This window comes from Pseudomonas sp. KH_021 (genome assembly GCF_057838865.1).
Window position 1 is genome coordinate 2,729,287 of record NZ_CM174477.1, and the last position, 13,447, is coordinate 2,742,733.

The 13,447-nt window shown below is 59.6% G+C and carries 17 protein-coding genes and 1 pseudogene; 3 read left to right on the forward strand and 15 right to left on the reverse strand.

Translation table 11 applies throughout. The features are described 5' to 3' along the window. Window positions 1-49: 49 nt before the first annotated feature. The gene (gene ribBA, locus AC3IX4_RS12620) at window positions 50-1,159 is read right to left on the reverse strand and encodes a bifunctional 3,4-dihydroxy-2-butanone-4-phosphate synthase/GTP cyclohydrolase II (RefSeq protein WP_489260845.1); all 1,110 of its coding nucleotides are present in this window, start codon (window positions 1,157-1,159) and stop codon (window positions 50-52) included. 88 nt (window positions 1,160-1,247) lie between these two features. On the opposite strand from ribBA, the gene AC3IX4_RS12625 reads away from it, so the two are divergent. Then, window positions 1,248-1,538: a DUF1330 domain-containing protein gene (locus AC3IX4_RS12625; protein ID WP_489260846.1), complete on the forward strand. Its 291-nt coding sequence runs from the start codon at window positions 1,248-1,250 to the stop codon at window positions 1,536-1,538. Between the two features lie 112 nt (window positions 1,539-1,650). Here AC3IX4_RS12625 and AC3IX4_RS12630 read toward each other — a convergent pair whose 3' ends face one another. From AC3IX4_RS12630 to AC3IX4_RS12685, 12 genes and pseudogenes are all read right to left on the reverse strand, one after another. After that, a complete protein-coding gene (locus AC3IX4_RS12630; protein ID WP_489260847.1) occupies window positions 1,651-2,214 on the reverse strand; it encodes an NUDIX hydrolase in 564 nt (187 codons plus the stop codon). A 2-nt stretch (window positions 2,215-2,216) separates the two neighbouring features. Then, entirely contained in the window at window positions 2,217-2,969 is a 753-nt protein-coding gene (locus tag AC3IX4_RS12635) for a GntR family transcriptional regulator (protein WP_489260848.1), read from the reverse strand. Between the two features lie 89 nt (window positions 2,970-3,058). Continuing rightward, window positions 3,059-3,448, reverse strand: coding sequence for a carboxymuconolactone decarboxylase family protein (locus AC3IX4_RS12640; protein WP_489260849.1), 390 nt, complete (start codon window positions 3,446-3,448; stop codon window positions 3,059-3,061). A gap of 17 nt (window positions 3,449-3,465) precedes the next feature. Further along, window positions 3,466-4,917, reverse strand: a complete 1,452-nt coding sequence (locus tag AC3IX4_RS12645) for an NAD-dependent succinate-semialdehyde dehydrogenase (RefSeq protein ID WP_489260850.1) — start codon at window positions 4,915-4,917, stop codon at window positions 3,466-3,468. 75 nt (window positions 4,918-4,992) lie between these two features. Next, a complete protein-coding gene (locus tag AC3IX4_RS12650; RefSeq protein ID WP_489260851.1) occupies window positions 4,993-5,478 on the reverse strand; it encodes a flavin reductase family protein in 486 nt (161 codons plus the stop codon). A gap of 12 nt (window positions 5,479-5,490) precedes the next feature. Then, window positions 5,491-6,972: an aldehyde dehydrogenase gene (locus tag AC3IX4_RS12655; protein WP_489260852.1), complete on the reverse strand. Its 1,482-nt coding sequence runs from the start codon at window positions 6,970-6,972 to the stop codon at window positions 5,491-5,493. Next, a complete protein-coding gene (locus AC3IX4_RS12660) occupies window positions 6,969-7,802 on the reverse strand; it encodes an alpha/beta fold hydrolase (RefSeq protein ID WP_489260853.1) in 834 nt (277 codons plus the stop codon). Before AC3IX4_RS12660 ends, AC3IX4_RS12655 begins: the two co-directional genes overlap by 4 nt. A gap of 42 nt (window positions 7,803-7,844) precedes the next feature. Beyond that, window positions 7,845-8,435 (reverse strand): amino acid synthesis family protein, encoded by a 591-nt coding sequence (locus AC3IX4_RS12665; protein ID WP_489260854.1) that lies wholly within the window; start codon window positions 8,433-8,435, stop codon window positions 7,845-7,847. A gap of 235 nt (window positions 8,436-8,670) precedes the next feature. Continuing rightward, window positions 8,671-10,257, reverse strand: a complete 1,587-nt coding sequence (locus AC3IX4_RS12670) for an ABC-F family ATPase (protein WP_489260855.1) — start codon at window positions 10,255-10,257, stop codon at window positions 8,671-8,673. 20 nt (window positions 10,258-10,277) lie between these two features. Then, a pseudogene (locus AC3IX4_RS12675) lies at window positions 10,278-10,510 on the reverse strand (site-specific integrase); the annotation flags it as partial. A gap of 26 nt (window positions 10,511-10,536) precedes the next feature. Beyond that, window positions 10,537-10,839 (reverse strand): Fis family transcriptional regulator, encoded by a 303-nt coding sequence (locus tag AC3IX4_RS12680; RefSeq protein ID WP_489260856.1) that lies wholly within the window; start codon window positions 10,837-10,839, stop codon window positions 10,537-10,539. After that, window positions 10,836-11,192 (reverse strand): type II toxin-antitoxin system RelE/ParE family toxin, encoded by a 357-nt coding sequence (locus AC3IX4_RS12685; RefSeq protein ID WP_489260857.1) that lies wholly within the window; start codon window positions 11,190-11,192, stop codon window positions 10,836-10,838. Before AC3IX4_RS12685 ends, AC3IX4_RS12680 begins: the two co-directional genes overlap by 4 nt. Window positions 11,193-11,392: 200 nt before the next feature. Between AC3IX4_RS12685 and AC3IX4_RS12690 the strand changes: the two genes are divergently transcribed. Together AC3IX4_RS12690 and AC3IX4_RS12695 are read left to right on the forward strand one after the other, a co-directional pair. Beyond that, window positions 11,393-11,830, forward strand: coding sequence for a hypothetical protein (locus AC3IX4_RS12690; protein WP_489260858.1), 438 nt, complete (start codon window positions 11,393-11,395; stop codon window positions 11,828-11,830). 183 nt (window positions 11,831-12,013) lie between these two features. Next, complete coding sequence (locus AC3IX4_RS12695) at window positions 12,014-12,511, forward strand: peptidase associated/transthyretin-like domain-containing protein (RefSeq protein WP_489260859.1); 498 nt, start codon at window positions 12,014-12,016, stop codon at window positions 12,509-12,511. 69 nt (window positions 12,512-12,580) lie between these two features. Here AC3IX4_RS12695 and AC3IX4_RS12700 read toward each other — a convergent pair whose 3' ends face one another. Both AC3IX4_RS12700 and AC3IX4_RS12705 read right to left on the reverse strand, forming a co-directional pair. Further along, a complete protein-coding gene (locus AC3IX4_RS12700) occupies window positions 12,581-13,075 on the reverse strand; it encodes a hypothetical protein (RefSeq protein ID WP_489260860.1) in 495 nt (164 codons plus the stop codon). Continuing rightward, complete coding sequence (locus AC3IX4_RS12705) at window positions 13,075-13,374, reverse strand: hypothetical protein (protein WP_489260861.1); 300 nt, start codon at window positions 13,372-13,374, stop codon at window positions 13,075-13,077. The genes AC3IX4_RS12700 and AC3IX4_RS12705 overlap by 1 nt, the downstream gene beginning before the upstream one ends. Window positions 13,375-13,447 lie beyond the last annotated feature (73 nt).

The following is a 13,447-nucleotide window of genomic DNA, read 5'->3' on the forward strand; positions in this document are numbered from 1 at the left end:
GGTATTCCAAACTTTTGGCAAGGCCTTTGGCCTTACCAGTCATCCGCTCCTAGCCGGTAAATGGAATACTTTCCACGACCTCCAGGTCGTAGCCGGTCAAGCCTGCATATTTCAGCGGTGGGCCCAGGTGGCGAAGCTTGCCGACGCCCAAGTCCTGGAGGATCTGCGCACCGGTACCTACTTCAGAATAGATGCGAGATTGTGAGCGGCTGTATTGGCGCGGCGGTTGGGTCAGTTGGGGTACGCGTTCGAGCAGGGCCTGGGACGATTCATGGTTGGCCAGGACCACGACGACACCGGTGCCTACCTCGGCGACTTTTTGCAGGGCTGCCCACAGCGTCCAGTTGCTGGGGCCTGTGTATTCGGCGCCGACCAGGTCGCGCAATGGGTCGATGACGTGGACCCGTACCAGGGTCGGTTCGTCGCGACGAATCTGGCCCATGACCATGGCCATGTGCACGCCGCCTTCGATGCGGTCTTCATAGGTGATCAGGCGGAAGGTGCCGTGGACGGTCGGCAGTTCTCGTTCGCCGTTACGGACGATGGTGTGCTCGGTGCTCAGGCGGTAGTGGATCAGGTCGGCAATGGTGCCGATCTTGATTCCGTGGCGGGCGGCGAACACTTCCAGGTCCGGGCGGCGGGCCATGGTGCCGTCATCGTTCATCACTTCGACGATGACCGACGCTGGAGTAAAGCCTGCCAGGCGAGCCAGGTCGCAACCGGCTTCGGTGTGGCCAGCGCGGGTCAGCACGCCACCTTCGCGGGCGCGCAGCGGGAAAATATGGCCCGGCTGAACGATATCGTCAGCGCTGGCGCCAGACCCCACAGCGGCCTGGACGGTACGGGCGCGGTCGGCGGCGGAAATACCGGTGGTCACGCCCGTGGCCGCTTCGATGGAAACGGTGAAGGCTGTACTGAACACGCTGCCATTGCTGGGCACCATCTGCTCCAGGCCCAGGCGCTGGCAATGCTCGTCGGTGAGGGTCAGGCAGATCAGGCCGCGTGCTTCGCGGGCCATGAAGCTGATGGCTTCTGGGGTGCAACGGTCGGCGGCGAGCAGCAAGTCACCTTCGTTTTCCCGGTCTTCGTCGTCCACCAGCAAGACCATCTTGCCTTGACGGTAGTCTTCGATGATTTCTTCGATGCTGTTGAAAGCCATGGTGTGTCTACTCGGTTCGGGTGAAATGATTGCCTCGATGAATTATGGTATACCATAAGACAAATTCAATCGAAACCATGAGGACAACATGAAGGCATATTGGATCGCCCACGTCGATGTCACCGACCCCGAGCAATACAGCCAGTACACCCAACGGGCACCGGCGGCTTTTGCGGCGTTTGGAGGCAAATTGCTGGCCCGCGGCGGGCGCAGCGAGGCGATGGAAGGCAGGGCGACGCCGCAGCGCAGCGTGGTGATCGAATTTGAATCCTACGAACAGGCAGTGGCCTGCTACCGCTCGGCGCAGTACCAAGAGGCCTGCGTGCAGCGCCAAGGCGTGGCGAAGGCCGAAGTCATCATCGTAGAGGGCGTGTTGTAGGAGCCGGGTTTACCCGCGATGAAGGCGACACCGTTATCGAGCCAGACCGCGTCGTGTTCATCGCGGTGGTCCGGCATTCCGGCAAGCCCAGCTCCTACCGAAGTGCGTTGGTTCAGCGGATGAAATGCACTTTGCCGCTGTCATCATTGCCCATGTAGATGCCATAAACCCCGGCCGTGCGCTCTTCGATATAGCGCTCCAGGATCTGGCGAATGGCTGGGTAATAGATGCTGTCCCAGGGGATATCTTCAGGCGCGAAGAAGCGGCAGTCCATCGTCTCGGGCCCGTATTGGCCGGTGATCTCGGTGGCGATGGCGCGGAACACGATGTACACCTCGCTGATCTTCGGCACGCTGAAGATCGAATAGGGCGAGACGATGTCGGCGCGCACACCGGTTTCTTCCCAGACTTCGCGCAGGGCAGCTTCTTCGGTGGTCTCGCCGCTTTCCATGAAGCCTGCGGGCAGGGTCCAGGTGCCAGGTTTGGGCGGGATCGCCCGTTGGCAGAGCAGGTACTTGCCCTCGCGCTCGATGATGCAGCCGGCGATGATCTTCGGATTGATGTAGTGGATGTAGCCGCAGCCCCCGCACATCAGCCGCTCATGGGTGTCGCCAGGCGGTTGTTGCAACCTGAGGTCGGCGTTACCGCATTGCGGGCAAAAGCGCGGGGCAGGCATGGTCAGCGGCCTATTCTGGGTTCTTTGATGGCGATGGGCGTGGCCATGTCGCGCAACTTGCCCGTCTCGTTCTGTTTCAGGCGCAGGTATTCAAGGGCGACCTTGGCCGCCGAGCGTACGTGATCAACCGAGGCCTGGTGGGCCGCCAGTGGGTCGCCGCTCTTGATGGCTTCGACCATGCGTTCCATTTCCTGGTTACTGGCGCCGCGACGGTTTTCCTGGGAGACCGAGGTGGCTCGCAGGTAGCTGATACGTGCCTGCAACTGGCGCAGTTGGGTGGCGGCCACATGGTTGCCCGAACCTTCGAGCAGCACATCGTAGAAGCCTTGCACCGATTCCAGTACCTGTTGCAATTCGCCGCTTTCGAGTGCCTCGCGGTTCTCTTCCAGCGCGCGCTCCAGGGCGCGGATGTCCTTGGCCTTGGCATTGAGGGTGAACAGCTGGACGATCAGCCCTTCCAGTACGCAGCGCAACTCGTAGATGTCGCGGGCGTCTTCCAGGGTGATGATGGCCACGCGTGGGCCCTTGGCGTCGGCGAACTCCACCAGGCCTTCGGACTCCAGGTGGCGCAGCGCTTCGCGCACCGAGGTACGGCTGACCCCGAGGCGATCGCACAGGTCGCGCTCGACCAGGCGATCGCCCGGCAGCAGGTGGAAGTTCATGATGGCGGTGCGCAGTTTATCCAGCACGATTTCGCGCAGGGTGACGGGGTTGCGGTTAACCTTGAAGCTGTCGTCGAGTGGCTGGCGTTTCATGGGGTTGCTCTATAGTGGCTGTCCTGTGGACCGCCACGGAGAAACTCGTTCCCGAGTGCTCCGTGCGGTGGATATCGAACAGCCAGTCGTTAACTGGCTGCCTCAGCATCGGCTTCGGCGAAGGCCTCTTTGGCCAGGCGGAAGCTGTCTACGGCAGCGGGAACACCGCAGTAAATACCGACCTGAAGCAGGATTTCGCGTATTTGTTCACGACTCAAGCCGTTACGCAAGGCGCCGCGAATATGCAACTTGAGTTCATGAGGTCGATTGAGCGCCGAAATCATGGCCAAGTTTATCATGCTGCGTTCTTTGAGCGATAAGCCCTCGCGGCCCCAGACGTGGCCCCAGCAGTATTCGGTGACCATTTCCTGCAGCGGACGGTTGAAATCGTCGGCGTTCTGAATGGACTTGTTCACATAAGCCTCGCCCAACACTTGCGTGCGGATCGCCAGGCCTTTTTCGTATTTTTCGTTGCTCATTGTCTGTCTCCCTAAGCTTACAAACCGCCCATGAGGGTGTATTTGATTTCCAGATAATCTTCGATGCCGTACTTGGAGCCTTCACGGCCCAGGCCCGAGGCCTTGACGCCGCCAAAGGGCGCGACTTCCGTCGAAATAAGGCCTTCGTTGATGCCGACCATACCGTACTCCAACGCCTCGCTCATGCGCCAGGCGCGCCCCAGGTCACGGGTGTAGCAATAGGCGGCCAGGCCAAACTCGGTGTCGTTGGCCATGCGCACGGCATCGGCTTCGCTGTCGAAGCGGAACACGGCAGCGAGCGGGCCGAAGGTTTCGTCGCTGGCGACTTTCATCTCGGTGGTCACGCCGCTGATGACGGTGGGCTGGAAGAACCCATGGCCCAGGGCATGGCGTTCACCCCCGCACAGCAACTGCGCGCCCTTGGCCAGGGCGTCCTGGACATGCTCTTCAACCTTGGCGACCGCGCGCTCATTGATCAGGGGGCCTTGGGTGACATCGGCTTCGAAGCCGCCGCCGACCTTGAAGGCACTGACCCGCTCGGCGAGTTTTGCCACAAAGGCATCATGAATGCCGTCCTGGACCAGGAAGCGGTTGACGCAGACGCAGGTTTGCCCGGCATTGCGGAACTTGGCGATCAGCGCGCCTTCGATGGCACGCTCAAGGTCTGCATCGTCAAACACAATAAAAGGTGCATTACCGCCCAGTTCCAGCGACACCTTTTTCAATGTTGGGGCGCATTGGGCCATCAGCAGTTTGCCAATGCCGGTGGAACCGGTGAACGACAACTTGCGCACATCCGGGCTTGCCGTCAGTTCGCCACCGATGGCGATGGCATCGCCTGTGATGACGTTGAAAATACCGGCTGGAATGCCCGCCTGCTCAGCCAGCGCAGCCATGGCCAACGCCGAAAACGGTGTTTCCGCCGCAGGCTTGACGATGCAAGGGCAGCCTGCGGCCAGGGCCGGGCCGGCCTTGCGGGTGATCATCGCCGCCGGGAAGTTCCACGGCGTGATGGCGGCCACAACGCCAATCGGCTCCTTGCTCACGACTATCCGGGCATCGCCCTTGTGGCTTGGGATGGTGTCGCCATAAATGCGTTTGGCTTCTTCGGCGAACCATTCGATAAAGCTTGCGGCGTAGAGAATTTCTCCGCGCGCTTCGGCCAATGGCTTGCCCTGTTCCAGAGTCAGGATTTCAGCCAGGGCATCCGCATTTTCCAGCATCAGCGCGTGCCAGCGCTTGAGGATCGTGCTGCGGTCCTTGGCGGTACGTGCGCGCCACGCAGGCCAGGCGGCGTTGGCGGCAGCGATCACCTCGCGAGCCTGCTCGGCACCCAAATAGGGCACCTGGCCAATCAGTTCACCGGTAGCCGGATTGAAAATGTCCTGCGTCGCGCCATCGGGCGCATCGCACCATTGGCCATTCAGGTAGGCCTGCTGGCGGAACAGTTGCAAGGCGTTGGGGGTCATGCCGGCTCCCGGGATCGAGAATAAAAAAAAGGGCCGCACCCGAGGGTGGGATTACGCGGCCCCGAAGAAAAGCGATCAGGCGAAGGGGGGCAGGGCGCCCAGCTTGCCTTTGTGATAGACCATCGGTGTGACCGGGTCCTGGGGCAGGATCAGGTTTTTGACGGCGCCGACGATGATGGCGTGGTCGCCACCGTCGTATTCGCGCCACAACTCACATTCGATGATCGCCGTGGCCTTGGGCAGCAAAGGGTTGCCCAGCTCGCTCAGGTGCCAGTCGATCCCGGCGGCCTTGTCCTTGCCTTTGCCCGCAAAAGCGTAGGCTTCAGCGGTCTGATCGGCAGACAGCAAGTGAATCGCAAACTGCTTGCTGTCGCGCAGTATCGGGTAAGTGTCCGAGGCGTAGTTGGGGCAAAACAGCACCAGTGCCGGATCGATCGACAGCGCGCTGAACGCGCTGGCGGTAATGCCGACGATGCCACCCTCGGCGTCAAGGGTAGTGACCACCGTGACGCCGGATGGGAAGGAGCCCATCACTTCTTTGTAGATACCGGGTTCGATCATTTCAGGCCACCTTCAACGCATCACGAAAGGGTCGGGCATTGGCGCCTGCGAGAGGTTGATCCATACCGTTTTCAGCTCGGTATAGGCCAGCACCGAATCGATGCCGCTCTCGCGGCCGTAGCCGCTGTTCTTGAAACCGCCGATCGGGGCCATGGCCGAGACAGCGCGGTAGGTGTTGACCCAGATGATTCCCGAGCGCACGTCACGGGCCAGGCGATGGGCACGGCCCAGGTCGCGAGTCCAGATGCCGGCAGCCAGGCCAAACTGGGAGTCGTTGGCGATGGCCAGCGCTTCGGCTTCATCTTTGAAGCGGATGACCGAAGCCACCGGGCCAAAGACTTCTTCCTGCATGATCTTCATCGAGTTGCTGTCGCATTCGAACAGCGTTGGCTCGTAGAACCAGCCATCACTGTCGATGTCCGGGCGCTTGCCACCCAGGCGCAGGCGCGCACCTTCAGCCAGGGCATCAGCGACCAGGCCTTCGACCACGGCCAGTTGCTGAGCGGTGGCCATGGGGCCCATCTCGGTGGTTTCATCCTGCGGGTTGCCGATGCGAATGCGCTGGGCGCGTTCGACCAGGCGGCTGACGAACTCATCGTAGATTTCGTCCTGCACCAGCAGTCGCGAACCCGAGACGCAGCTTTGCCCGGAGGCTGCATAGATACCGGCAATCGCGCCGTTGATGGCACTGTCGAGGTCGGCGTCGGCGAAAATGATATTCGGCGATTTGCCGCCCAGCTCCAGCGACAGCTTGGCAAAGTTTTCAGCACTGCTGCGCACGACGTGGCGAGCGGTAGCGGCACCGCCGGTGAAGGCGATCTTGCGTACCAGCGGGTGACGGGTCAGTGCCGCGCCAGTGGTCGGGCCGTAACCGGTGACCACGTTGACGACACCGGCCGGGAAGCCGGCTTCCAGCGCCAGGCGAGCCAGCTCCAGAATGGTCGCCGAGGCGTGTTCGGACGGCTTGAGCACGATGGTGTTACCGGCGGCCAGGGCCGGCGCCAGTTTGATCGCGGTCAGGTACAGTGGGCTGTTCCAGGGAATGATCCCGGCAACCACGCCGATCGGCTCGTGCACGGTGTAGGCGAACAGGTCGGGCTTGTCCAACGGCAGCGTGCCGCCTTCGAGCTTGTCGGCCAGGCCTGCGGTGTAATGGAAGAACTCGGGCAGGTAGTTGACCTGGCCACGGGTCTCGCGGATCAGCTTGCCGTTGTCACGGCTTTCCAGCTGAGCCAGTTCTTCTTTGTTCTCGGCGATCAGATCGCCCAGGCGGCGCAGCAGCTTGCCACGGGCGCTGGCAGTAATGCCGCGCCACGCCGGGCTTTCAAAGGCCTTTTGTGCAGCCTGGACAGCGCGTTCGACGTCAGCTTCGTCTGCGTCGGGCAGTTGCGCCCAGGCAGTGGCGTTGGCCGGGTTCAGGCTGTCGAAGGTTTTGCCGGACAGCGCATCGACCCATTGACCGTCGATGCACATCTGAAAGCGTGCGAGTGTCATGCAACTATCCCCTTGGCGGAGTCTTCAAGGCTTTGCGCGTTGGTAAGAAAGTCCAGCAACATCTGGTTGACCAGGCGCGGCGACTCTACCGGCATCATGTGCCGCTGCTCATGCAGCACGGCAACCTGTGCACCGGGAATTCGCTCAGCCAGTTGCTGGGCCATTTCTGGCGTCGAGCCTGGGTCCAGCTCACCGGTGGCGATCAACGTCGGCACCTGGATCTGGCCGAGGTCTTCGGCGCGATACATGTCCTGTGTAGCAAACAGCTCATAAGTGGTCAGGTAACCTTGCGGATCGTTGCCGGCCAGGGTCTGGCGGATGGCTTCGATCTGCGCCGGGTTGGCGGCCTGGTATTCGCGGCTGAACCAGCGCGTCAGCGCAGCTCCAGCGTTGGCATCAGGGCCATGTTCGGCGGCCTGGGCCGCGCGGGCAATCACGCCAGCACGTTGTTCCGGCGTGCGATTGAACACGCTGTTGAGCACCACCAGCCCCGACAGGCGCTGTGGGTACTGCAGGGCAAAGGCACGGGCTACCAGCCCGCCCATGGAAAATCCGATGACCGTCGCTTGGCTAATCTGCAGATGGTCGAGTAGCTCGGCCAGTTGCGCAGCGTAGTCCAGCAGGTCTGTGCCTGACGCCGGCCGAGGGCTGGCGCCATGCCCGAGCATGTCGTAGGCAATGACGCGATATTGCCCGCAAAGGCCGACGATTTGGCCGCCCCACATTTCTTTGTTCAAGCCTACGCCGTGGATCAGGACCACGGGTTGGCCTTGGCCGGTCGCCAGGTAACTGGTGCCGGCGGGGGTGCGTTCAGCGGTAAGCCGAATCATGGGTCGCTCCTTGTTGACACGCCCGGTTGTCGTGTTGGGTTCTTATTGGTTTTGTTCTGCAGCCAGCTCTTCCAGATCGATGTAGCGGTTGCCGATGCGCGGGTGCAGGCGGCCGCCGTCGGCGCAACCCAGGACCACAACGATTTCGTCGGCACGTGGCGCGTCTTCGATCTGCATTTCCAGAGTGATGTAGTGCGAGCGCAGGCCTTCATCGTCCTTGTGCATCATCGGGATCTGGATGGAAGTGCCTGGGCCGCCACGCTTGTTGGTGAAGCTCAGGTAGCTCTTGGCCTTGACCGCTTCACGGTAGTGGTTGCCGAAGCGCAGGGTGTGGATCACGGCGGAGGCGTGTTCGATCTCGCCGTCAGCACCGACTACAGCGGCTTTGCCGTAGGCTTCGATCTTGTCGGCGCCACCGATGATGTTGACCAGGCGCTCAACCATCAGTGCACCGAGGTCGGAGCAGTTAGCTCTGATTTCAGGCTTGAGGTCTTCGACAAAACCACGGCCCAACCATGGGTTCTTGATCACAACGGCCAGGCCGACCATGGTCACTGGAGTGTCGGTAGCCTTGCCGCCTTCGATAAAGGTTTCTTCGACGTAGCTGACGATCTTGCGAATTTCGAAACTCATGGGACTGCTCCACATCAGGGGGTGATTAGCTTGTGTGTCTGATGGTATACCATAATATTGTGTATGCAAGCCCCTTGTGCAAATTCGTGTGGGGGGCAGGCGACAGAAGGTCTTGGGAGAGGGCGTCGGGGGGATTTTGCGGGGGCTGAAATGCATCGCGGGCAAGCCCTGCTCCTACCCGGGAAGGTAGGAGCAGGGCTTGCCCGCGATGGGTGTTGCGAGGTTTAGAGGCGGATCAGACCACGACGCCCTGGCTGCGCAGGTAGTCGTCGTAGGTGCCGCTGAAGTCGATCACACCATCGGCGCTCAGCTCGATGATGCGAGTCGCCAAGGACGATACGAACTCACGGTCATGGCTGACGAAAACCAGCGTGCCGGGGTAGTTCTCCAGCGCCAGGTTCAGTGCCTCGATCGATTCCATGTCCAAGTGGTTGGTCGGTTCGTCCATGATCAGCACGTTCGGCTTTTGCAGGATCAACTTGCCGAACAGCATCCGGCCCTGTTCACCACCGGAGATCACCTTGACGGACTTGAGGATCTCGTCGTTGGAGAACAGCATCCGGCCCAGGGTGCCGCGAATCACTTGCTCGCCTTGAGTCCACTGGCCCATCCAGTCGAACAGGGTGACATCGTCTTCGAAATCGTGGGCGTGGTCCTGGGCGTAGTAACCCAATTCCGCGCTCTCGGTCCACTTCACCGAACCTGCGTCCGGGGTCAGCTCGCCGACCAGGGTCCGCAGCAGGGTGGTCTTGCCGATACCGTTAGGGCCGATGATCGCGACGCGTTCGCCGGCTTCGACGGTAAAGCTGAAGTTTTCGAACAGGATCTTGCTGTCAAAGCCCTTGGACATCCTCTCGATGGTCACGGCTTGGCGATGCAGCTTTTTGGTCTGCTCGAAACGGATGAACGGGCTGACCCGGCTCGATGGCTTGACTTCGGCCAGCTGGATCTTGTCGATCTGCTTGGCACGGGAAGTAGCCTGCTTGGCCTTGGAGGCGTTGGCCGAGAAGCGGCTGACGAAGGTCTGCAGCTCTGCGATCTGGGCTTTCTTCTTGGCGTTGTCCGACAGCAACTGCTCGCGGGACTGGGTCGCCGCGGTCATGTACTCGTCATAGTTGCCCGGGAACAGGCGCAGCTCGCCGTAATCCAGGTCGGCCATGTGAGTGCAGACACTGTTAAGGAAGTGACGGTCGTGGGAAATGATAATCATGGTGCTGTTACGCGCCGTCAGAATCGTTTCCAGCCAACGGATGGTGTTGATGTCCAGGTGGTTGGTCGGTTCGTCGAGCAGCAACACTTCCGGGTCCGAGAACAGCGCCTGGGCCAGCAAGACGCGCAGCTTCCAGCCTGGCGCCACTTCGCTCATCGGGCCAAAGTGCTGAGCCAATGGAATACCCAGGCCCAGCAGCAATTCACCTGCGCGGGATTCGGCGGTGTAGCCGTCCATTTCGGCGAATTCGGTTTCAAGCTCGGCCACGGCCATGCCGTCGTCTTCGGTCATTTCCGGCAGCGAGTAGATGCGATCGCGCTCAGCCTTGACCCGCCACAGCTCCTCGTGGCCCATGATCACCGTGTCGATCACGCTGAACTCTTCATAGGCGAACTGATCCTGGCGCAGCTTACCCAAGCGCACGTTCGGCTCGAGCATCACCTGGCCTGCCGACGGCTCCAGGTCGTCACCGAGGATTTTCATGAAGGTCGACTTGCCGCAACCGTTGGCGCCGATCAGGCCGTAGCGGTTGCCGTTGTTGAATTTGACCGAGACATTCTCGAACAGCGGCTTGGCGCCGAATTGCATGGTGATGTTAGCGGTGGAGATCAAAGGGCTTACCTATCAATAGCTTACGTCGCTGGTATTGCGGCTGATACCGATTTGATACCAATTTGCAGCTTTCCAGCTCGCTCCAGTCGGAGCTTGAGTTAATCCAACGCGCATACGTCGACAGCAGCATTTGCACGCTGTGGCCGAGCTGTTGGGAGATAAATGCGGGGTTGAGGCCAGACATTGAGCGCATTGTCGCATAGGTGTGGCGACAGTTGTATGGCAGCCGATCACGAATGCCCGGTTCGCGGAGTTCCTTGGGTTGTGCCAGGGACGGGACTATACGTGAGTGGCGTCTCGCTCCGGGACCAGGCGAACCTCTACTCTCTGGCCAAGTGCGCGGGCGGCGCTGGCCAAGGTCGCAAGCGTCATCCCAGGATCATTTTGGTCCAAGGCGCGGTCTACTGCGGTTCGGCTTGTGTGCATGCGCTCGGCCAAGGCCTTCTTTGTCACCTTTTGGAGCTTCATGGCTTCAGCGAGCTGCCAAGAGATGACGCGCTTGAGGGCAGCAGCAGACACTTCCTCTGCGAGACCTTGTTCTGCAAGGAAATCGTCGAAATCAGAGCCGATGTGCTGGTTCATTGCTTGTTCCTCTCTAGTGCTGCTTTACGCTGTCTGGCGGTTTCCAGGTCAGACGCTGGTGTTTTCTGGCTCTTCTTGATGAAGCCGTGGAGCAAAACCATCGTGCTCCCATCCACAGTGAAAAGCACACGGGCGATGGTATCCACAAGGTTGACCCTGACTTCCCATAGCCCTTTCTCAAGCTTTCTGACAACCGGCATTCCGATTGGCCATCCGATCTGAACTGTTTTGATTTCGGTTCCGATCATCCGCTTGTGATTGCGGGGGACTTCGGTCAGCCATTCGCGCACCGGTTCGTTGCCCGCATCCGTGCGAAAAAAGCTGACGTTCAACGTTGGTGGCTTTTCACTCATGCGGCGAGTGTACTAAAAATGGTGCATTAATCAACTGGTCGTTGAATACGGAGAAGCATTCGGAGAAGCATTCGGCGGCTCGTCAATGCCGTTCCTGCCACAGGCCGGACCGGTCATCGCAATAAAATCATGGTTGTGCATGCGGGCTAATATCTACGGGGGGGATTACTGCAACGCACCCTTAAATCAGGAGCATAACGATGAACATCGTATCCTCACTGGCGTTGGTAGTAACGGTTGGGTGGATCTCAGGCTGCACGACGACAGCTGAGCGTCATGTCGTCAACATCCCCCTTGCTGCTACTCAATACAACGCTGGGCACATTGCACAAGCCACCATGGTACCGATGGGAAATGACACCAGTGTTTCGATTATCGTCGCTGGCGTTCCAGGCTGGACCTCGCTGCCTGCCCGTATTCATACCTACATCTATTCTGGAACATGCCAGAACCTGGGACCGAAGCCGGCCTATGAAATGAACCGGATCGTGACCGCCGACTATATGACGCCGCTGTTTCAACTCTCGAAAGTAGCGCCCGTGACGCTTAATGAACTTCGTTCCGGCGACTATGCGCTGGTTCTAAGAGCCAGCCCGGCGGACGGTAATATGGATCTTTTCTGCGGCGATATCACCTGACGGTGTTTTTCGCGGTTGAGTTGAAGATTGAGCTTTCTATGCCAAGAGTAGAGTGCCCACAGGGTGTGGGCACTCTCTGGTGTACGGCTCCAAATGGAAATGATGGCTATGTGGCATCATTTTGTTACAATCGCTGGCGGCCGATGCTCGGCCTGGCCAATGACGGCGATAGGGAGCTTTACAATGGTGATTCAGAAAATGGTTGGAGCAGCTGCAGTGGCTGCTGTGTTAGCGGTTCAGGGCTGCGCGAGTATAGTGGGTGAATCGCGCTATCCTGTCGCGATATCTAGCGCTCCGGCCGGTGCCTCTTTCGAAATCACAGATAAGACAGGCGCTGTCGTACATACAGGCAATACGCCAAGTACTGTCACCTTGAAGTCAGGGAAGGGGTATTTCTCTGGACAGACCTACACGCTGCGCTTCAAAAAGGAAGGCTACCCGGATAAGACAATCGAGTTGGACTCCAGTCTCAGCGGCTGGTATTGGGGCAACCTCTTGATCGGCGGCGTTATCGGCTTGTTGATCGTCGACCCTCTGACTGGAGCCATGTACAAATTACCCGAAAGTGCTTCGGCAGATATGGGGCGACCACTGGCAGCTACTGCTCCGGTTAATCTGAGCGTCGCACTGATCGACAACCTTACAAAGGCGCAACGCGAGCAGTTGATACCTATCAACTGAGCCATGCGTGCAAAGGGGTGGCGCTTGATTGTCCTACGCCACTCCCCAAGAAGCCCAAGCTCTCGCGTGTCACCGACTAGCGCTGGTTTCGGCCTTGGTTTCCAGGATGACCTGACGAGTCGAAAGCTCAGAAACCTTCTGGAGTACTTCGTTCTTTGCCTTGGCGACTTCGGCTGACACTTTGACCATCTCAGCCTCGAGCCGGACCGTTGCATGGGATTGTGATTCCAGTTTTCCCGAGACCTCCTTGATGTCAGAGGCCAGGGTGCTACGTTGGGCGTGAATGGTGTCGTCCAATCGGGTATACATCGACCACACTGCCAGCATGACGGTTACCACGGAGGCCAGGATGGGGGCTGTCACCGTGAAAAACATGTCCCTTCTCGTCATGGTTTGTCCTTTTGCACGAGTGAGCTCCAGAACAACGGGCGTCCTGCCGTCGTTGTTTTGAACCGTGGAGAAAGCGATCAGATTGCTGCAAAAATGAAGTTTTGTCTTGAGTCCCTGGAAAGGCTGGGCCTGCGGTAGCGGATCAAATCCACCGAGGTCGAGTGCCGCAGCCACTAGGTGAGTTCCAGTATCTGTTGGCTGACAATATGTGCATTGAACAGTGTGGAATGGCCGCATTCCGGGCACATGACAATGTACAGCCAGGCACCCATACCACTGACATGGGGCACAGGCGCTGTGACGACAGCAGCGGATTTACCGGTAGGGTCATTGGGAACGGCGTATTCGGATTTCTTGCAATAAAGGCACATGACGCCGGGTGCTTTGTTGTTGAGGTAATCCACCATTTGTTGCGCAGAGACTGAAAGAACCTCTTGCTCCCGTTTTTCACGTAGGGTGTGTACGCCTTCCATTTCATCGCTCCAAGGGGCTGGCATCCATGCCGACTGTTGGGCCTGGTGGCCCGGAGGTGGCGCAGACACTACC